The sequence below is a fragment of the Acetobacterium sp. UBA5834 genome, from assembly GCF_002435675.1.
In the GTDB taxonomy this organism is placed as follows: Bacteria; Bacillota; Clostridia; order Eubacteriales; family Eubacteriaceae; genus Acetobacterium; species Acetobacterium wieringae.
Genome location: NZ_DJGY01000044.1, coordinates 39,042 through 59,714, shown reverse-complemented (window position 1 = coordinate 59,714; position 20,673 = coordinate 39,042). Strand labels below are relative to the sequence as shown.

Below are 20,673 nucleotides of genomic sequence, written 5' to 3'. Positions count from 1 at the left end.
TCGTCTTAAATTTCTATCCTGTCTTTGCAACCGCTTATTCACACCTTAAAAATTGCAAGCTCAGTTATTTTTATTATCGCTTTCTGATATTTTTGCGCTCTTTCACTATTCACTGCGGATCGCATCCAGGGAACTGAGATTGGCTGCTTTGATAGCCGGACGAACGCCGGACAAGAGCCCGACCAGCGCCGAAAAAAACAAGGCAAAAACAACCAGACCGGGGGTGATGTAGGAAATCGTCACACCCCCTTCACCACCGATAAATAAACCCGCAATCAGATTGATCAGTACCGATAGCACCAGGCTGATGACAATCCCCACCAGACCGCCGATCAATCCAATCATGGTTGATTCGGCAATAAACATGTTGCGGATATCCGAAATCGATGCCCCAATGACCTTCATGATCCCAATTTCCTTGGTGCGTTCATAAATGGACATGGTCATGGTATTGACAATGCCGATACAGGCAACCAACAAAGCGACCCCACCGATACCACCCAGCAGAATCTGAAGCATCTGAAAGACGCTGCCCATCGAATCCAAAATCTGTTGCATCGAAAAGACTGTAAATTTCATCGCTTCAACTTCAGAAGTGACATCATTTACCACCGAAGAATCCTCGACGGTCACCAACGCCTGGGAATAGCCCTGCTTCTTGACATTGGCTTTCCTCCCGGTCTGCCATTCGTTCAGGTCTGTCACCAGATGATAGTCAGCGATGATCGAGTAATCCTCATTTCCCCCAGTGGCTTCCAGCACACCAGTCACCTTCAGCTTCTGAGTCTTTATCTCTTCTTCGCCGTTGGCATTGGTACGTTTGATGGTCATGGTAATGTTCTGGCCTATTAGATCTTCCGGTTTAACCGCACTGGCTTCAAGTTGGGTTGACGCACCGGTGTAGGTAAAGCTGGTTAATACATCTTTGCCAAGGATCACACTGTTTTCATCGTTGGCTCCAGGCTTTTTACCACTGGTTGTAACATAGCGCATATCTTCCAGGACAGCATAGTCCACGCCCATCAGAGAAACCCCATATTGCTCACGATCAACTTCTATTTCCCCGCCGCTTAGATTGACCACCGGCGTAACCGCCACGACCCCATCGATTTTCTTTAAATCTTTGATGGCATCATCATTAAGGATTGCTTTATCGTCCGTTTTTCCACCACCCATCGCAGTCATCCCCATCGAAGAGAGATCCTGATAGACCTGTAGCGTGGTCACAGAACCAATCCCGGACAATTCATCCGTAATGCTCTTTTGAGCCCCGTTTCCAATGGAAACCATCACGATGATCGAGGCCGTTCCGATGACTACCCCAATAATTGTGAGGATTGTTCGAAATTTCATCCGCCAGAGATTCTCCCAGGATAATCGCAGGAGTTCTTGCTTATTCACACCTTCACCCCGCTAAGCGCCAATGCCAAAGACTACTCTGAGAAATTTTTGAAAAAAGTTCTCGTCTCCCGATTCCGCCGTCTGAGTTGTGGCTTCCTCAGAAACAATGGTAATGTTTTTTTCAATCACCCGTTCATTATTGAAACTGTCCATGTATTTTACGGATATTTTCCCGGGAAATTCACCACTTTGACTCGTGGTGACATCAGCGGAGAAGTCATCGTTATCATCTTTTTCGAAGGTGCCATAATACTGATAATCTTTGGAGAAATCGACACCATCAGCAGATACACTAACCTGCACCCCACGCACCGGATTTGATCCAAAATTAGCAATTTCAAAATTGATCGGGGTAACCCCTTTATCATTCTTAGCTAAAACAAAACGATCTGGGGCAATAATCGACATCGATTCACTTTCATTGATTACAATCCCCACTGTTTCTGTGAAATTATAAACACTGCCACCACTGGTTTCGCAATTGATTTGCAAATTTAAATTATAATTTTTAGCCTCAGCATTTGGTGATGTCACCATGGGAATCTCAATCGTTGCACTTTCACCAGAAGGAATTTCTTCCCGATAGAAATGACTGCCGCTTCCTACCATCGAAAAGACCCCCAAGTCATTCGCGCCCGACTGGGACAATACATCCAGGGTTACATTATGGGCATCATAGTCACCGTGATTGGTTAAGGTAACCACCATCTTGAATTCCTTACCGGGTGATACCGTCGCCGGATTGAAAGTGACTGAACTGATCTGAAGCAACGGTTGTTCCGGTGCCGCCAAAGCTGTTGGCATAAAACATAATGATAGCAGGATAATCACCAATAGGGCTGAAAGCAGCGGTTTTGTCTTCATTTCGATTTTTGTTCTTTCTTTCATAATTTCTCCATTTCTTTGAGTATTCATTCTGATCAATGTTTATTGATTGACTTCGGCCTCAATCAGGCCATCACACATGTGGATTACCTTGGTACAGTATTTAGTCGTATCCGGATCATGGGTGACGATGACAAAGGTCTGCTTCTCTTCCCGATTGAGTCGGGTAATCATTTCCATGATGTCGGCACTGGTTTTGGAGTCCAGATTCCCGGTTGGCTCATCGGCCAGAATTATTTCCGGATGATTAACCAGCGCCCGGGCAATACTCACCCGCTGTTGTTGGCCTCCAGAAAGTTCACTTGGTTTGTGTCCCATCCGATCCACTAAGCCAACAACTTCCAGCGCTTCCTGTGCCCGTTGTTGCCGGATTTCTTTTTTGACCCCGGCAAAGGTTAGTGCCAGTGCAACGTTTTCCATGGCTGTCATGGTGGAAATCAGATTATAGGACTGAAAAATAAATCCCAGGTGCTCCCTGCGAAACAGACACAGTTCATTTTCAGTCATGTCGCTGATGCGATAATCACGAATCATAATGTCGCCGGAAGTAGGCGGTACCAGTCCCCCCAGAACGTTTAAAAAGGTGGATTTGCCTGATCCTGAAGGACCAAGCAGGGCCACCATTTCTCCCTGTTCAATATCCAGATCGATTCCCTTGAGGATATGAATGTCTTCCTTCCCCAACTTGAAATCTTTGTGCAAATCTCTGACTTGAATAAATATTTAGATCGCCCCGCTTTCATTTTATCTTTTTCAACCATTTAATTGCAGATTATTATAACACAAATCAACACAAATTATTCCAGATTTAGTCTTTTTTTCATAATGGTTAGGGTCGTGTAATAAAAACCCACTCCCATTACAACATTAAGTACGGTTGAACTATTAAGAAGCCAATTGATGGTAGTGATGGCATCGCTGCCATTTAGAACACTGTTCTCCAGATTTCCGATGGCAAAAACAGTCATAAAAATCGACATGATAATCTGGAGTGCAATCGTAATGACGATATAAGCCCCAAACGCAGCGACAATCCGGTGCTGATTAAATAATTGGCCAATGGCTATGGCTGCATAGATCATCAGAATCGAAGCAACGGTTTCAACCAGTAAAAAAATGATCATTTCAAAAATAAAAAAATTCAGTTCCATTCCAGTCTGCAGGTAAAACATTGAGTAAGCTGACCGGATCGCCTGAGTCAACTCCATCATCGAAAAGTTCCCCAGCGAGAAGATAAAAAAAGTCAAAAAAATCATAATTGTACAAACAGCCGACCAGATTAGGCCAACGACAAGTTTGGAGCATACCAGCTCCCAGGTTTTAACTGGCAGCGAAAACATCAGGTAGCCTTCGTCAGTAAATAAATTTTTATAAAAGCGCTGAATGATCATGACCAACGTCATCACACATATGGCTACTACCAGCACAAAATAGAGAGTGAAGCTGATACCTAAAATGATTTCCGCTACCTTATTATTGGATACCGCTTCAGAAAAGAAATCCGGAGCACCAATTGCCATCACCAATTTGGTGAAAACTGTTAAAATCAACAGGGCGCCGTAAAGAGGAATAAAAATTCGGCTGGTGGCCCTAGTTTCATGCTTAATTAATTTTGCTAACATTTAAAAACCTCCCTGAATAATCCATCCACAGACTTATTATGGGTTTCCCGGATTTCATCCACACTGGAACTCAATGCCAGTTCGCCCTGATTAATAAAAATAATGTCATCCAATATCTGCTCAACATCAGCAATCAAATGCGTCGAAATAATTACCGAGGCCTCTTCTTTATAATTGGTGATGATCGTATTCAATATATAGTCTCTGGCGGCTGGATCCACCCCTCCAATGGGCTCATCCAGGAGGTAGAGCTCAGCTTGACGGCTCATCACCAGGATCAGTTGCACTTTCTCCTTGGTTCCCTTGGACATGGTCTTGAGTCGATCATCAGGGTTGATATTTAGATCTTTTAACATGTTTTCAGCTTTAATGCGATTAAAGTCAGCATAAAAATCTTCAAAGAAAGCAATGATTTCACTGACCCGCATCCAATCATTTAGGTAGGTTCGTTCCGATAAATATGATACTTTCGCTTTGGTATCGACCCCTGGAGGCTGACCGTCAATAATAATTTCCCCTGCTGTTGGCACCAGCAAACCAGCTGCTATCTTTATAAAGGTGCTTTTCCCGCTGCCGTTTGGTCCCAGTAATCCAATGATCCGGCCCCGGGATATTTCCAGGTTGATTTGGGAAAGGGCTGTTTTCTTTCCATAGCTTTTGGTTAAATTCTTAGTGCTTAATATGGTCATCTTCCTTCTCCCCTTCCTCGATCTTTTCCATCAATTCCAATATTTCATTACGACCCATCCCCAACTTTTTCATTTTTTCAAGGAATGCGCTAATTTCCTGAACTGCCAAACCCTTTTTTGCTTCTTCTATCACTTTCATATCCTCCGTAATAAATCTGCCGCTGGTTCGTTGTGCAAAGACGAGTCCCATTCTTTCCAGTTCTGCCAATGCTTTTTGCATCGTATTGGGATTGACGCCTGCATCCATTGCCATCTCTCTCACTGATTCAAGTTTTTCTCCCGGTGCATAAATACCGGAAATGATTCTAAGCTCTATTTGTTCCACCAACTGTTTATAGATGGGGCGATCGGAATCGATAATCCATTTCATGGCTGTCCTCCTTTGTATTATTGTATTACTTGATTAATACAATAATACTATTTAATTAAATTGTCAAGCGTTATTAAACAAAAAAGAAAAAAACAGAACTCCGAGAGCTCTGTTTGAAGTTAACTCAGCATACCGCTTTAATATATCACGGCTTCGACTTCTTTGATTTCAAAAGCACTAACCATCTGTTTAAGCAGCTGTGCCTGTGCGGACAGCTCTTCACTGGCGGCAGAACTTTGTTCGGCAGTGGCGGAATGGGTTTGAACTACCGTCGATACCATTTCAATTCCCTGATTAATCTGTTCGATCGCGCAAGCCTGATCATGAGACGCCTCGGCAATATTTTTTACCAGATCGGTAACAATTTCAATCTCTGCCAGAATTTCTTTTATGCTGAGCGCTGTATCATCGGCGATTCGGCTACCAACTTTTACCGCATCAATGGAGCCTTCAATCAGACTGGTGGTTTCTTTGACGGCGGATCGACTGCGTACTGCAAGATTTCTGACTTCCTGGGCAACGACTGCAAAACCTTTGCCGTACTGTCCGGCCCGGGCCGCTTCCACTGCGGCATTCAAGGCTAAAATATTGGTCTGGAATGCTATATCATCAATAACCTTGATAATTTTGGAAATATTTTGTGACGATTCATTAATCGCTGTCATAGCGGCCACCATTTTCTGCATTTGGGAATTGCCATCGATGGCATTTGTTCTCACTGCCAGCGCCCGCTCATTGGCTTCATTGGCGCGACTAGCATTATCTTTGGTTTCAACGGCCACTTCCTCAATCGATGCCGACAATTCCTGAATTGAACTGGCTTGTTCGGTCGTCCCCTGTGCCAATGCCTGGCTACTGTCAGAAATTTGGATGGCACCTCCCTCCACCTGGGCTGAAACCCCATCAATATCGGCAAGGGTGGTACTCAGTTGCCGATTGATGTCGTTAAGTGATCGTTTGATGGCTGAAAAATCGCCTCTGAATTCGGTGGTAATTTCCTGATTTAAATTACCCTGTCCCATTGCCGCCAACGTACCTGTTATTTCACCCACATAGGCCGCCAATGAAGTGATCGTCTGATTAAGATCCTCTTTAATTCTGGCATGATCGCCCTTGTATGCACCCTTAACCACCGTTTGAAGATTTCCTTGGGCCAAGTCCTGAAGCACGCTGGATGCTTCTTTGACCGGTTCGATAATCGCATCAAGCGTCTGATTAAATCCCTCAATGACCATGGCATACTCACCACAAAACTTACTGCTATCGCCTCGATGGCTTAAATCACCTTCCACCGCAATCTGAGCCATGGTTTCAGTTTCAGCCACCAATTGATAAATATTTTCCATCATCCCCACCAGGGTCGGCATCAATTTATCATTTTCGCTGCGCTTGCCATTCTGCTTTAAATCGGCCAAATCACTGAGATTGCCTTCCCGAATATTCCCTGCTATTCGTGTGATGGTCAGCAGCAACCGACGAATCCCATTGATGGACTCGGCAATTTCGGCATAAATCCCCAGGTAATCACCCTGAATTGACTGAGAAAAATCATTCTGATTCATCAGACCCAGCACCCGATTACCATCTTCCAGCGCCGCTAAGCCATCAATGCAGGCGTTGATGCTATTCTTAAAGGTTTCGAAATCACCATAGTAGGTGTCTTCTATTTTTTCGGGGATGATCCCACATCCAATCTGACTGACATACTCAGCGGCAACGTTTATTGGTACAACCAGGGCATCCAGTGTGCGATTAAAGCCAATCAGAATTTCTTTGAACCCACCATTAAAGGCATCGGCATTGCTACGGATCTCCAACTGCCCGGCAACAGCTGCTTGAGCTAGCAAAGTAGACTCGGCAATCAGTCCCCGAATGGTTTTTATGGTCTGCTTTAACGCCGGGGTTATTTCATCCTGATCATCCTTGGCCTCAATGTTAGCCGACAGATTCCCGTTTGAAATCTGATGCATGGTTTCAATGACAACGTGCTGCAGATCATCCGCAAAATGGTCCATGGCCTCCGCCATTTCTCCCACCTCATCCTGACACTCCATCTTCAGTCGCATCCCCAAATGACCCATACTCATTTCTTTGATCATCACATTAATTCGAGCCATCGGTTTCGTGATGGTTGACGTAATCAAAAAGCCCAGCAGTAACGAGAGGATTACTCCAACAACCAACAAGATGATCGTTAACAAAGTTGATGATGCCGCAATAGCCTGGTTACTTTTAGCGGTATCTTTTACAATCACCAGTTTAAGCTCCATCATTTCACGATAATTGGCTTCAATTTGCGTATAGATTGTTTCAAACTCACTGCTCTTTGCTAGAACTCCTGCTTCGGCTGATCTCCCCGCACGTGTCAGATTGATCATTTCGGTGACCATGGCATCAAATTGATCTTTAAGCAGATAGGTTTCATCGGCGATTTCAATGGCTTTCGAATCCATCAAGGTCGTTTGAAACGTTTTAAGATTGGAGTCGAATCGAGCGTTTCTTTTTAAAATTTCTTTTTCAATGGCATCAATGTCTTCCGGCGTTGTGGCCCGGGTTAAATCATCAACTTTGCCGATAATTCCCTGAAAGGAGTCGACAATATAAACCAGTTCCCCCAGTGGTTTGGCCATTTTCTCATAAAGATACACATCCTGCTGGCTTATTTTTTGAATTCCAATCAGTCCCATGGCACCAATTCCCCCAGCGATCATGGCGATAATCAGATATCCCAAAATTATTTTTCGACCAATTTTTAAATCATAAAACCATTTCATTTATACTTCTCTCCATCTTCTGCTAATTTATATCAATGTAATAGTTAAGAAACTAAATAACAGCGATAAAGATCCTCAGTTTCCTGTTTATCTTTATCGCTGTTAAAAGTCTAACATGTGCTGAAAGTGCATATGTTAAGATTTTGAAAAGTTTAAATTAAGAGTCTGTTAATTCATTTTGCAAATATTATTATAGCATCTTTTTTTAGCGCTTCCGTTTCTTGCGATGAATCGAGATTGTCAGCGCCAGGCTGAGAATGATTGCCGTAAAATAGCCCAGCGCTCCCAGCGCTGGAATCCCCATAAATTGAGGGGTCATGTCAGTGGTGGCAATAAAGCTCGAACCAATTAAAAGCGCTGCCAGAATAATGCAGATCACGATCTTATTAACCATCTTATCAATTTCAGCCAGGGGCTCATCCGAACCCATCACCTCCAGATTGACTTTCAGCTGCCCTTTATTGGCCAGACTCAAAAAATCGGAAATTTGGCCGGGAACGCTGATGGCCTTTTCGCCGGAGATCAGGATTTTTCTGCGATTTGTTTCCATAAAATTATTCAAGTCAAAATTGGCAACCTGCTGTCCGGCCATGTGATTGGCCATGATCCGGACAAAATTAGCGTCCGGAGAGATTTCGGCAATGACCCCTTCGATGGTGATCATCCCGCGGCTCAGCATGCTGATCCCCCGGGGCATGCCGATATGATTTTCAGCAGCGATCCGCAAAATCTCTTCTAAAAATCGGCCCATATTGATATTGCTGAGTTCTTCGGTGCCGTAGACATCAAGCATCCGGTCAATCGATTCATATAACAGTGAATGATTGATCCGTCGACTCTTGTGAACCCCCAACGATAGAATGGCCCCTTCCAGGCTTTCGACATCACGACTGGCCACGGCCTTGACACTTCGCCGTAGTAGTCCCATTTCACGCTTGGACAGTTTCCCCATCATCCCCAGATCAATCCAGACAATCTGACCATTTCTGATAAAGATATTGCCCGGATGGGGATCAGCATGAAAAAAACCATCATCGATGATCTGTTTGACATAATTTTCGGCCAGTTTAACTCCAATTTCCTGAAGATCATAACCGGCATCCTGCAGTCGTTTTTTTTCATTGATTTCGATCCCAACAATGTCCTCCATAACCAGAACCTTTGAGGTCGTAAACTGATTGTAAATTCGCGGACAACCGATGTATTTGATTTCGGCATTGAGCTCGTTGAATAATTGGGCATTCTTGGCTTCAAACAAAAAATCCATTTCCTGCTGGGCAGTACTCCACATTTCATCGACGATCATCTTAAAATCGACCACATCGCCGATGTTGCTGGCAAGATTGAGAATTCCGGTGGCCCGGTTTAAAAGGACCACATCCTGAGCCATCACCTTATAGATCCCCGGGCGCTGCACCTTGATCACCACCTTGGCACCATCAACCAATTCGGCAGCATGAACCTGGGCAATTGAAGCCGATCCCAGCGGAACCCGGTTGATTGTACGAAACACCTCATCGACCGGGCAATCATACTCTTCTTCAATAATACGGATAAATTCATCAAAGGGCATCGGGGTAACCTGCGAACGCAGTTTTTCAAGCTCGATACAATACTCGCTGGGAAAAATATCCCGACGCATCGACATAATCTGGCCAATTTTAATAAAGGTTGGCCCCAGGTCTTCAATGATCAATCGAAGCTTTTCCGGAGTCAACCCTTTGGTAATCTCATGTTTTACCAGAATGGAAATAATTATTTTAAGCCGTCTTCCATTGGTTTCCATTGAATTTTTGGTTAGATCTTTTACTGTTACACCGGCATCACTTAAGTTCATCAATTTCCTTTTCGCTGACATTTTCTTCTAAATCAGAAACCTCGATGATTTTCTTCTCAACTGGGGCTGCCGTCGTCATCGCCTCCAGTTTGTCTTTAATCTTCTGAAGCTCTTCGGGGGTCATCTGATCGAGACTATCAATAACGACTTTCGCACTCGGAGCTGTTTCTTCTTTGACTACATTAACCGTCACTGTATCTCTGATGGTTTCTTTGATATTATGTTTTAGTTCTTCATTGAGAATTTTGCCCTGCTGAACCGTCAGATCACCCTTTTCCACCAGTTCATCGATGAGAACCTTTGATTTTTCAGCGGTAATCGCCACCGCTCCGACACCAAATAAAAACACCTTTTTTAGATCTTCGCTGATATTGGTTAACATTTTTCTCCTCCTGTTTTACATCAAATTTATTTCTTTTTTCCTTTGGAATAATCGAACGATTTTAGAAGTTATAATTTTTATTTATCTCAGTGTGCTCTTTTTGAGAGTCGCCCCGTTCTGATAAAAAAGCACACCGCCGATAAACAGATGTTAAAAGACCTATCTCAAGAAATATACCCCGTTCTTTTTAAATCAATCACCAAACGGCATTATTTTCATTTTAATTCTGCAATTTAAAACCACCTTGAATCAGACCTTCCCGAATCTGGCGAATGTGTTCGTAATTCCGGGTTTCCAACTCAATCCGCAAAAAACAGCCATTGATATCTGATCCTTCATTGCTCCGCTCATGGTGAATGGAGATGACATTGCCACCGAGATCGGCAATAATCTGGGAAACCTTCTTTAGCTGACCGGGCTTATCCAGCAGCTCAATGTTAAAGGAACAGGTTCGACCGGAAGTAAGTAATCCCCGTTTAATGATTCGGGATAAGATCGTGACATCAATATTCCCACCGGAGACAATGCAGACCGTCTTTTTCCCTTGAATCGGTAGTTTGCCAAACATCGCTGCTGCCACCGCCACTGCCCCGGCCCCTTCAGCAATAAGCTTTTGTTGTTCAATCAGAGTCAGAATAGCAGTCGAGATTTCGTCTTCAGTCACCGTGACAATTTCATCGACAAAATCACTGCAGAGGCTGAAAGTCAACTCACCCGGTTCTTTCACCGCAATCCCATCTGCAATGGTGGATACCTGAGGTAACCGACAGATTTTATTGTTTTTAATCGACAGCTCCATACTGGGTGCGCCACAGGCCTGCACCCCATAAACTTTAACATCCGGCTTTAAGGATTTAAGGACATAGGCAATCCCGGAAATCAGACCTCCGCCGCCAATTGGGACGATCACTGCCTCCAGATCCGGCAGACTTTCCAATAATTCAAGTCCGATGGTGCCCTGGCCGGCGATGACAAACTCATCGTCAAAGGGATGGATAAAGGTATAACCCTTCTCAGCCTGAAGCTCCAAGGCTTTGGCATAGGCCTCATCATAGCCGCCTTCAACCAGACAAACCTCGGCGCCATACGCTTTGGTGGCCTCCACCTTAGAAATCGGCGCACCGTCCGGCAGACAGATCAGAGCTTTGATCTGATTAATCGCCGCCGCCATCGCCACTCCCTGGGCATGATTGCCAGCTGAACAGGCAATGACGCCTTTGGCTTTTTCTTCGTCACTAAGCTGGGATATTTTATAGCAGGCCCCCCGAACCTTAAATGATCCGGTGATCTGCAGGTTTTCGGTTTTTAAATAAATATCACTGTCTGGACAGATTTTGGGCGCATGAATCAGATCGGTGGGACGGATGTATTTTTTTAATGTAAATGATGCGTGGTATATTTTATCCAGTGTTAGCATTAGCTCTCCTATAATATTTTACTGTTAGGTAATTGCGAAACTGCCGTGAGCTTTGTGCCCAGTTTCGCACGAAACAATTGTTACACTGTACGGCGGACAGTTCGCTGAACTGTTCGCCTACACGTTACACAATTGTTTGTGGAAACTGCACTCAAAGCAACCATTGTTCGGTGCTTTTTCATTTCGCAATTACCTATATTTTACTGTTTTTATTTGGGTTTGGCCATCTCACTGGGGTACCATTTTAGAAACCACAGTGAAAATGCAAAGGTTGGGATGCTCAAAAGGATCGGAATGATCGCAGCAAAATTGATCAGCAGCGTGGTATTAAGCCATAGGGCCAGGCCTGCCTGGGCCAGAAATACCAGTGACCAGATATAACATAACAACCGATTGGTTCTTAGAAACAACACGTTTTTAAGGGCGTTGCGGCCATTGAAATAGTGGGTGTAGTCTGCTGTTAATGGAACCGTCTTTAAGGTCGAAATGACCCAAATCAGGGCCAGGGCAAAATACCCGATGATTGCAAAAGTGTTTCCCTGATAATCCGATCCAACGGTTACCACCATTAAACTGAGCAGAGAAAAAGTTAATAAAGTCGCCCGTTCAAAATAAACCAGATCGGTGCCCCGCTTGATACCGCAAAGGATACCACTGATCATCATCGGAATCACTACTCCAATCAAGGGATTGTAATTGGCAAAAAGAAAACAGAAAATCCAGGGGCACATTGCCACAAAGAACCAGTAGGGGGTGTTTTTAAAACTGATCGGCACCAGCCGTTTTTTCTTATCGGGATTTAAATTGACCGGTCCAAACAAGCCATCGAGAAAGGCATTGAAAACCCGCATATCGCCAACAACGGCGTATTTTTTTTCTAATAGCGATTGGGCGGCATCAATTTTACCTTCCAGGATACGCTCCAGAGTGGTCAGCGTGATGCTGATCGCCGTTGTCTCCCGGGCAAAATCATTTCGGAGTAAGGTACAGGTTTCATCCTTGATCACCAGCTGATAGCGTTCTTTTATGTCGGTAAAATCAATCTGGAGCACCGCATTCATTTTAGGCCGGATCTTGGGATTAAAGGCAGCCTGAACCTCTTTCATATAATTCCAGGCGATCAGACCACCATCAGAATCCTTCATCCGGGTATCATCCACTCCCCAACTCAGGTTTGTTGTCTGAAGATAGGTTGGCGTTTCCACAAAGGGTTTTGCCAGACCTTCCCGTATTTTTGGTGAAATGCTCAAGTTTTCACCGTATTCTTTTCCGGCTATTTTAACCAGATCCAGATACGGGCCGGTCAGATTGTCCAGCTGGTGGATCCCCAGCAGTTCACCTTCAACGCAAATAATTTTTTCCCACTTATCCTTGCCAAAAAGATTATTAAACTGTTCTTCGACTCCTTCATAATTGTTCTTTTTCGATGGAAAACCACATGTGCTGATCAGCACATGTTTTTTATTTTGCATTTTTTCTGGGTTCCTGAAGGGATGTCCGTAGGTTCCCCGCCCTTCATTGTCAATAAATGGGAGCAAAGCCGGTTGGGTTCGTTCCATAAATTTTTTCATGGCGCTGGAGATCCCATAATGGTACAGCGGCGTGGCCCAGATCACAATGTCGGCCTCTTCATATTGATGGAAAAGTTCCGTCATATCATCCTGAAAAACACATTCTCCCGGGGTGGTCGTCCAGCAGCTATGGCAGCCGGTACAGGCACTAATATTCTTCTGGATTAAATTGATGGTCTCGACGACTGTTTCCGGATCATACTCAATTAACCCCGATGCAAATTGTTCGGCAATGATCATTGTATAGCTTTTGGTTGATTTATGACTGCCGTTTAACAATAGAACTTTACGCATGGTATCCTCACTTTCTTATTTAACTAACTGAAAAAGGTCATCAAACAAACGATCCTGTTGGTGGCATCGTTTTTCCTAATATATAATACCTCATCTCCCAAAATTATAACAAAAAACATCGCCGACGAATACACCTAATTTGAAACTTATGTTTTATCAGTTCTGGGATTAAGGCATCCTTCGTGTGTCACGTGTTATAATGATACACAAAAGCGTCTCATTTTGACACACGAGACACAGATTCACCATCAAAAAAACCAGTTTCCGGCTTTTTTAAGCGTACTTTGTTTTGGCATGATTATTGCGGGTATATAATTACACGTCCATGTTTATGGGCAAATATATGGTGACTATACCAAAAGGAGATTATCATGAGTAAAACAAAAGTATCTGTTGTAAAGGTTGCACAACCTGAAGGCAATGCCTCTTTCATGAACGGAAAATATGTCCGGATTGAAGAGGATGTCAGAAAAATTGAAGCCGCTGTTGCCGAAGCAGTTGAACTCGCTATTGGTTCCCTTGATACCATCATCAAGGAAGGCGATACGGTCTTAATTAAACCGAACCTTGCTTTCCAGGCCCCGCCTGAAAGCCACGCCGTTGTCGATCCCCGAACCATCGAAGCTGTTGTTTCTTATGTTAAGAAAAACTCCAAAGCCGGAAAAGTCGTCGTCGGCGATAACCCTTCCTTAGGCATGCATGTTGGCCGGGCCAAACCTGCTTTTAAAGATTCCAAAATGGAAGAAGCTGCTAAACTTGGCGGTGCTGACGAAGTCATTTATTTCGACGAACATGATGTCGTTCCCGTAGAAATTGAAGGGGCCAAATTATTCAAACATGCCACCGTGTTTAAACCGTTTATGGATGCCGATGTAGTCATCAACCTGCCAAAAATGAAGGTTCATTTGGCCGGTACCGTTACCTTAGGCCTTAAAAACTGGAATGGGATCATCCCTAACTGTCACCCCAATGATCAACAGCAAGGTGCCCACCGGATCGAGTTGGGCCAGAAAATGGCTGACATGTATCGAATTCGCCATGCCGATTTGACGATTGTTGATTCCGTTATTGGAATGGAAGGTCAGGGACCGCACGCCGGAACCCCGATTGAAATGAACCTGATTGTCGCCGGCACCGACACCGTCGCTGTCGATTCGGTCGCCTGTTCGATTATGGGCTTTGAACCGATGGAAATACCTGCGATCCGCTGTGCCGGAACCGAAGGTCAAGGCGAAATCGATTTAGATAAAATCGACGTTCTGGGGAACTCCATCGAATCAGTCATGAAACATTTTAAACGTCCCGGAGGTGATCCCATTGGGATGTATGCCGGATTAACCTGCATCATGCAGCAAACCTGTCCTGGTTGCTTTGTCAATGTTCGAGGAGCTCTGGACTCATTTAAAAACTCCGGCATCGACATGAAAACCTTCCTGGCTAAATCCGGTGAAGTCGTGGTCATCGCCGGTGGTGTGCCAGACATTGATCCACAATTCTGTGCCGGTAAAAACGTCTTTATTTGCGGCGATTGCTGGGAACTATTCCCCTCAGCAGACAAAGTTCGGGAAGCAGCCTCACTGGCTAAATCAGTAACCTATTATCCCGGTTGTGCACCCGTATACATTTTTGCACAACTCAACGGTGATCTTCAGAAACTGGCTGCTGGCAAATAGATTTTCGACTCTCGGTATCAGGGGATCCCCCCCTGATACCCTTTGTTAATCAATTGCAAAAGCAATCGCCTTCGCAAGAAAAAACCAACAAAATAGAGGAGTGTGAACGCGTTGAAAATTTCTGCTGATTTTGAGATGATTAAAAAAACCTGGGAAGACTTTGTCGTATCCGGGAACGTCGGACATCATGTCCGTAAACCGATCATTGATTCCTGGCTGCGCTGTCAACAAGCAGGACTTGATCCCCGGGCTTTAAATCGCACTCCAACAGTCAGCGAAGAAAATTTTAGAAAACGCCTCGAACAGAATCAGTTGCTTCTGGATGTCAGTATTCCCTTTATGGTTGAATTACAGGAATTTGTCAACACGTCTGGTTTTTCCACCACCCTTACCGATCCTAATGGCGTCATTCTTGAACTGATTTGTGACCAAGCTATTTTAAAAGAAGCCTTCACCAAAAATCTGGTTCGGGGCAGCATCTGGAATGAGCACATGGCTGGCACCAACGCCACTGGTTTAGCCATTGATCTGCTCCAGCCGATTCAGGTAATCGGCGCCGAGCACTACTATGAATGCTATCACGAACTAACCTGTTCCGCCGCACCGATTCTTGATGCCAACGGCAAACTGCTTGGCGTCATGGATATGGCCGGGCCTAAAGAAATGGCCTATCCCCATACCTTGGGCATGGTTGTTGCTGCCACAAAAGCAATCTCCCGACAGCTCTGTATTGCCGAATCCCATCGCCAGGTTGATTTAACCAATCACTACCTGCGAACCCTGATCGACTCAATGACCGATGGGGTGGTGGCCGTCGATCTCAAAGGCAAAATCATTGGCATCAATTCTCAAGGTGCCAAGATTTTAAAAACCACTACCTTTGAATCCTACGGGAAAAATATTCTGGAAATTATGGACGGCGAAACGATTCTCGATCATAACGGTGATGTTCCGCCATCATTTGAAGAAAAAGATAAACACATTATTACAAAGAGTAAAAAAATCAACTGCCTGATTAACAGCAAACTGATTCTTCATGACAATGGCACTGTTGCTGGAGCTGTTGCCACCTTGAAAGATCTGGATAAAACCATTCAGGTTTCAGAAAAAGCCAAACGCAAAGGCACCCGATTTACCTTTGATGACATCATCGGAGAAAGCTCTGAACTGCTACGCTCTGTCCATCTTTCACAAATTGCCGCCAAAGGTAGTGCGACGGTTCTTTTAGAAGGCGAAAGTGGAACCGGCAAAGAAATGTTTGCCCAGGCCATTCATAATGCCCATCAATCAGACCAGCCCTTTATTGCCATTAATTGTGCCGGAATTCCCGAAAGCCTGATTGAAAGTGTGCTTTTTGGCTATGAAGAAGGATCTTTTACGGGAGCCAGCAAACACGGAAAAATCGGAAAATTTGAACTGGCCAGGGGCGGCACCATTTTTCTCGATGAAATTGGTGAAATGCCCTTAAACACCCAGACCATCCTGCTACGGGTTTTACAGGAGCGGTACATCCAACGCATCGGTGGAAACAAGGATATTCCCATTGATGTGCGGGTTATTGCCGCTACAAATAAAAATCTTGCCGAAGAAGTTAAAAAGGGGCGGTTTCGACAAGATCTTTACTATCGACTGAATGTATTGCAAATCAATATTCCACCGCTACGCAAACGAAAAAAAGACATTCCCATTCTGGCTGAGTTTTTTCTGCGTGACATCACCCAGACCTGCGGTAAATACATCGAGCCCCTCCACCCTTCCACTATCGCAACGATGCAGGAATATGAGTGGCCGGGCAATGTGAGACAATTTAAAAATGCCATTGAACAGGCCGTCAATTTTACCGAAACCAATCGCATTGACAACTATTTTATTGCCAGTTACTTACCCAATATTAACGCTGAGCTGACCCCGAAAGAAAACCTTCCTGTACAAAAAAAGATTATTGAAACACTAACAGAGCAACCCAATGTGGACTTAAAAAATATCGAACTCACCACCATTAAAAAAGCTCTAGCTCTTTTTTCTGAACGCAAGAAAGCAGCTGAGTACCTGGGTATTTCCCGGAGTACCCTGTACCGCAAAATGAAACTGTATCACCTGGAGGACTAAGCATGAAAAAAGACCTCATTTGGATTGACCTGGGACTGATTTCCTATGAAGATGCCTTTGTCATTCAGGAACAACTCCATAAAAAATGTGTCACCAAAACATGCCCGGACACCCTGCTTTTTCAGGAAAACTATCCGGTTATCACCCTGGGTCGGGGCACTCATGAGCAGAACCTGCTCCTGACCCCAGCTGAACTTTTGGATCAAGGTATTGCTCTGACAGCGGTTAGCCGTGGCGGTGATATTTCCTATCATGGCAATGGTCAATTCATTGTTTCACCAATTCTGCACTTTGATCAGTATGTCAAGGGGGCACATCAATATGTTCGCTGTCTGGAACAGGTGGTTATTAATCTGCTGGCTCATTATCAGCTAAAAGGCAAACGTATCAAAGGACGCAGCGGCGTCTGGGTTGTAGAACCCGAAACCGGCGAAGAAAAGAAAGTCTCCGCTCTGGGCATTGCGGTATCCCATGGGGTTACCCTCCATGGCATATCGATTAATGTCAACCCCAACCTCGAACATTTTAAGGCCATCATTCCCTGCGGCATTGCAGACAAAGGTGTCACCTCCATGGAAGCCTGTGGATGTCCCCCGATCAACCTGCCTGATCTGCGTGACCAGTTCATTTTGGCCTTCGATGAGATGTTTGGCAGCAACACTACTAAAAGAACCATTGACGAAATTGTCAGTCATAAACGTTAAACTGTGTCTTAAACAAATAGTTGTTAATCTTGAAGAAAAAATTTAAAGGAGAACCAAATGAAATACGAAATAGCAATCCCCGAATTCGCTGAAGGCGCTGAAGAAATCAATTTAAGACAATGGCTTGTGGCTGTTGGCGACACGGTTAAAAAAGGTGATAACATTGCTGAAGCAGCCACCGATAAAATTTCTATCTACATCGAATCCCCAGCCGACGGGGTTCTTTCTGCGATCCTGGCGCAAGAAGATGATCGCGTTTTAGTTGGCCAGATTATTGGCGAAATTGAGGGTTAAGAACATGGCCGGTATACATCAGGATAAGGTTATTATCATCACCGGGTCGTCCCGGGGAATTGGTTATTCGTTTGCTGAATATCTCAGTAATGAAGGGGCCAATATTGTTATTATTGGTCGAAATATTGAAACTGCCAAGGCTGCTGCCGAAAAGCTGCCGACCAAATGTATTGCTATACAATGCGATATCTCGTCCGAAGCAGACGCCATCAGAATGGTCGACATTGTTATGGAAACCTACGGGAAAATTGATGTGCTGATTAACAACGCCGGAATCTTCCCCGTTAAAACCTTCAGCGCCATGACCCTGGACGACTGGAAAGCGGTGATTGACATTGATTTAACCGGCACCTTTATCGCCACTCATGCGGTTTACAAGGTGCTGGAAAAGCAAAAACGGGGTAAGATTATTAATGTGGCTTCCATCGCCGGTCGGGTTGGTGGACTCGGGTTTACTCATTATTCCGCCGCTAAAGGTGGTGTCATCGCCTTTACCAAAGCCCTGGCCCGGGAAGCTGCTCGTCTCAACATTCAGGTTAATGCCATCGCTCCAGGAGTTATTGAAACCGACATGGCCAATTCAAACTTCCCCAAATATGCCCTGACTGAGCACACCAAAAATACCCCGGCCGGTCGACTGGGAACAGAAGAAGACTTATTGGGGATTATCTCCTTTCTTTGCTCATCAGGCAGTGATTACATCATCGGGCAGACCATTGCCATCGATGGTGGTTATACCATGATCTAATGTGGATCTGACCAAATTGTTGAGGAGACTTCCATGAATATACAAGACTCGTTTATCAAGCTAAAAACCAGTGATGTCACCATCACGTATCTGGAGGCCGATGGCCAGGAATTTACTCAGACCTACGCCACGCTTTTTGAAAATGCCATGAAAGTCCTCGGCGGTTACCAGTCAGCCGGTCTAAAAAAAGGATCCCTGCTGGTGTTTCAGCTAAAAAGTATCCAGGCCCAAATCACCTGTTTCTGGGCGGGCATCCTGGGCGGCATGGTTCCCGCCATCCTACCCCTGGCCCAGGATGAAAAATCACGGGCTTATCTGCAAAGTGTCCTTAACACACTGGAAGACCCCATCATTGTCAGTGATCTGGAAGGGGTAACAACCCTGTTTGAAAACAACCAGCTGATGTTTCGGGCCTTGACCGAATCGTCCCCGGGAACCATTGTTTCAGTGTGTGACACAGATCCTGGAATGATTCAGTTTACCTCCGGTACCTCTTCGGATCCGAAAGGCGCTGTTCTGACTACCCGCAACCTCCAAGAAGGCGGTGTTGCCAGCAGTATCATCGTCCGCGACAATGTGCAGGAACGCTATCTAAGCTGGCTGCCGCTATCCCATTGCTTTGGTTTTGTCGGCTATCATCTGGTTCCGATTGTCAACAACTTTCCTCAGTATTTAATGAGCCCGCTGCAGTTTGTAAAAAACCCCAACCGCTGGCTGGAAAAGCTCTCGCAGTTTTCCGCCACTGTCACCGGAGCGGCCCTTTTTGGCATCGAACTATTGCTGAAAGTCGGCATTAAACAGAATCGGGCAGTAAATCTTGACACTCTTTATATCTGCTTTTGCGGTGGCGAAGATGTCAATCCCCTTTCCTTAACCGCTTTCGAAGATCAAACAGCCCCAATGGGTTGGACCCGGGATACCTTAAAACCAGCCTACGGTCTTAGTGAAACCACCATGGGTGTGGCTTACACCCCCTACGGTTCACCCTTCCGGATGGATTATTTTTTGGGCAGCGGCATTGCCATTGGCGAAAAACTGTTCTTCTGTGATCCTGATGATGATACCATCGGCCGGATGTCAGTAGGTGTTTTGGACGAATGTAATGAGGTCGTCATTAAAGATCTGAACGGAAATGTTTTGGATCCGGAATATCTGGGTCTGATCCATATTCGTGGCACCAATGTCATGCAGGGATATTATTCCAAAACTAAAAACACCCCTACCGGGGTGGATGAAGACGGTTATTTTAACACCGGCGATCTGGGCTTTTTTCGAAATGGCTGGTTGAATATATTTGGCCGCTATAAAGATATTATTATCGTCAACGGTGAAAATTATCTGGTCTCCGATCTGGAAAAAACCGGCAAGCAGGCCTTGCCTGAGAATACCAACCTGATTGTTGTTCAGGGCAAAAACCGGAATACTCAGGACAACTGTCTGATTCTCTTTAGTGATTCCAAAAATCCGGAAACTTTAACCCTGGCTGGCCAGTCTATTTCTGCCACCTGGCAGCTTCCGATAAAATGGGGTGTGATGATTGACGAAATACCCAGAACCACCTCTGGAAAAATCAACCGGTTAGCTTTGGCTGTTGCCTGGGAAAACGGCGACTATGATCATTATGATCTGGCCATTCCCTTAAGCAACGTTTCTGAATCAACCCTGGATGGACCATATAATGAGATGGCAAATTGCTGGGCCGATATTCTGAAAATTTCGCCAGCGATGATTGGGCTTGACAGTCATTTTATTTTTGATCTCGGCGGCGATTCGCTGGGTCTGATTGATCTGATTAACCAACTGGAGCAGACCAATGGGATTAAAATAAACACCAATCAGTTCCGCAACTACCTGACCTTAACTGAAATGACCAATTATATTTTGTCACTTTAACAAATTTTTT

General features: G+C 44.8%; 17 protein-coding genes. 6 read left to right on the top strand and 11 right to left on the bottom strand.

The window, feature by feature from the left end:
* Positions 1 to 105: 105 nt before the first annotated feature.
* The 11 genes from B3F51_RS08945 to B3F51_RS08895 form a co-directional block, all read right to left on the bottom strand.
* Positions 106 to 1,401 (bottom strand): ABC transporter permease, encoded by a 1,296-nt coding sequence (locus B3F51_RS08945; RefSeq protein ID WP_148636384.1) that lies wholly within the window; start codon positions 1,399 to 1,401, stop codon positions 106 to 108.
* A gap of 12 nt (positions 1,402 to 1,413) precedes the next feature.
* Positions 1,414 to 2,289 carry a COG1361 S-layer family protein gene (locus tag B3F51_RS08940; RefSeq protein ID WP_187389149.1) on the bottom strand — a complete coding sequence of 292 codons (876 nt, stop codon included), beginning with the start codon at positions 2,287 to 2,289 and terminating at the stop codon, positions 1,414 to 1,416.
* A gap of 39 nt (positions 2,290 to 2,328) precedes the next feature.
* Positions 2,329 to 3,009: an ABC transporter ATP-binding protein gene (locus B3F51_RS08935; RefSeq protein ID WP_070371111.1), complete on the bottom strand. Its 681-nt coding sequence runs from the start codon at positions 3,007 to 3,009 to the stop codon at positions 2,329 to 2,331.
* Between the two features lie 74 nt (positions 3,010 to 3,083).
* Positions 3,084 to 3,908: a hypothetical protein gene (locus B3F51_RS08930; RefSeq protein ID WP_070371110.1), complete on the bottom strand. Its 825-nt coding sequence runs from the start codon at positions 3,906 to 3,908 to the stop codon at positions 3,084 to 3,086.
* Positions 3,902 to 4,597: an ABC transporter ATP-binding protein gene (locus B3F51_RS08925; RefSeq protein ID WP_148636382.1), complete on the bottom strand. Its 696-nt coding sequence runs from the start codon at positions 4,595 to 4,597 to the stop codon at positions 3,902 to 3,904. Before B3F51_RS08925 ends, B3F51_RS08930 begins: the two co-directional genes overlap by 7 nt.
* Positions 4,578 to 4,967, bottom strand: a complete 390-nt coding sequence (locus B3F51_RS08920; protein ID WP_070371108.1) for a GntR family transcriptional regulator — start codon at positions 4,965 to 4,967, stop codon at positions 4,578 to 4,580. Before B3F51_RS08920 ends, B3F51_RS08925 begins: the two co-directional genes overlap by 20 nt.
* Positions 4,968 to 5,104: 137 nt before the next feature.
* Positions 5,105 to 7,741 carry a methyl-accepting chemotaxis protein gene (locus B3F51_RS08915; protein ID WP_286946660.1) on the bottom strand — a complete coding sequence of 879 codons (2,637 nt, stop codon included), beginning with the start codon at positions 7,739 to 7,741 and terminating at the stop codon, positions 5,105 to 5,107.
* A gap of 205 nt (positions 7,742 to 7,946) precedes the next feature.
* Positions 7,947 to 9,578: an ABC1 kinase family protein gene (locus B3F51_RS08910; RefSeq protein ID WP_084633701.1), complete on the bottom strand. Its 1,632-nt coding sequence runs from the start codon at positions 9,576 to 9,578 to the stop codon at positions 7,947 to 7,949.
* On the bottom strand, positions 9,565 to 9,960 hold the full coding sequence (locus tag B3F51_RS08905) for a hypothetical protein (protein WP_286946658.1): 396 nt from the start codon (positions 9,958 to 9,960) through the stop codon (positions 9,565 to 9,567). Before B3F51_RS08905 ends, B3F51_RS08910 begins: the two co-directional genes overlap by 14 nt.
* Positions 9,961 to 10,180: 220 nt before the next feature.
* The gene (gene ilvA / locus B3F51_RS08900) at positions 10,181 to 11,377 is read right to left on the bottom strand and encodes a threonine ammonia-lyase (RefSeq protein WP_070371950.1); all 1,197 of its coding nucleotides are present in this window, start codon (positions 11,375 to 11,377) and stop codon (positions 10,181 to 10,183) included.
* 209 nt (positions 11,378 to 11,586) lie between these two features.
* Positions 11,587 to 13,242: an NAD(P)H-dependent oxidoreductase gene (locus B3F51_RS08895; protein WP_286946656.1), complete on the bottom strand. Its 1,656-nt coding sequence runs from the start codon at positions 13,240 to 13,242 to the stop codon at positions 11,587 to 11,589.
* Between the two features lie 371 nt (positions 13,243 to 13,613).
* Here B3F51_RS08895 and B3F51_RS08890 point away from each other — a divergent pair, with 371 nt between their 5' ends.
* The 6 genes from B3F51_RS08890 (at position 13,614) to B3F51_RS08865 (ending at position 20,663) form a co-directional block, all read left to right on the top strand.
* The gene (locus B3F51_RS08890; RefSeq protein WP_148636377.1) at positions 13,614 to 14,915 is read left to right on the top strand and encodes a DUF362 domain-containing protein; all 1,302 of its coding nucleotides are present in this window, start codon (positions 13,614 to 13,616) and stop codon (positions 14,913 to 14,915) included.
* Positions 14,916 to 15,026: 111 nt separating this feature from the next.
* Complete coding sequence (locus B3F51_RS08885; RefSeq protein WP_286946654.1) at positions 15,027 to 17,024, top strand: sigma-54-dependent Fis family transcriptional regulator; 1,998 nt, start codon at positions 15,027 to 15,029, stop codon at positions 17,022 to 17,024.
* A gap of 2 nt (positions 17,025 to 17,026) precedes the next feature.
* Positions 17,027 to 17,728, top strand: a complete 702-nt coding sequence (gene lipB, locus B3F51_RS08880; RefSeq protein ID WP_228883139.1) for a lipoyl(octanoyl) transferase LipB — start codon at positions 17,027 to 17,029, stop codon at positions 17,726 to 17,728.
* 57 nt (positions 17,729 to 17,785) lie between these two features.
* Positions 17,786 to 18,022 (top strand): biotin/lipoyl-containing protein, encoded by a 237-nt coding sequence (locus tag B3F51_RS08875; RefSeq protein ID WP_070371954.1) that lies wholly within the window; start codon positions 17,786 to 17,788, stop codon positions 18,020 to 18,022.
* Positions 18,023 to 18,026: 4 nt separating this feature from the next.
* A complete protein-coding gene (locus B3F51_RS08870) occupies positions 18,027 to 18,770 on the top strand; it encodes an SDR family NAD(P)-dependent oxidoreductase (protein WP_228883137.1) in 744 nt (247 codons plus the stop codon).
* Positions 18,771 to 18,803: 33 nt separating this feature from the next.
* Positions 18,804 to 20,663 carry a non-ribosomal peptide synthetase gene (locus B3F51_RS08865; RefSeq protein ID WP_070371956.1) on the top strand — a complete coding sequence of 620 codons (1,860 nt, stop codon included), beginning with the start codon at positions 18,804 to 18,806 and terminating at the stop codon, positions 20,661 to 20,663.
* Positions 20,664 to 20,673 lie beyond the last annotated feature (10 nt).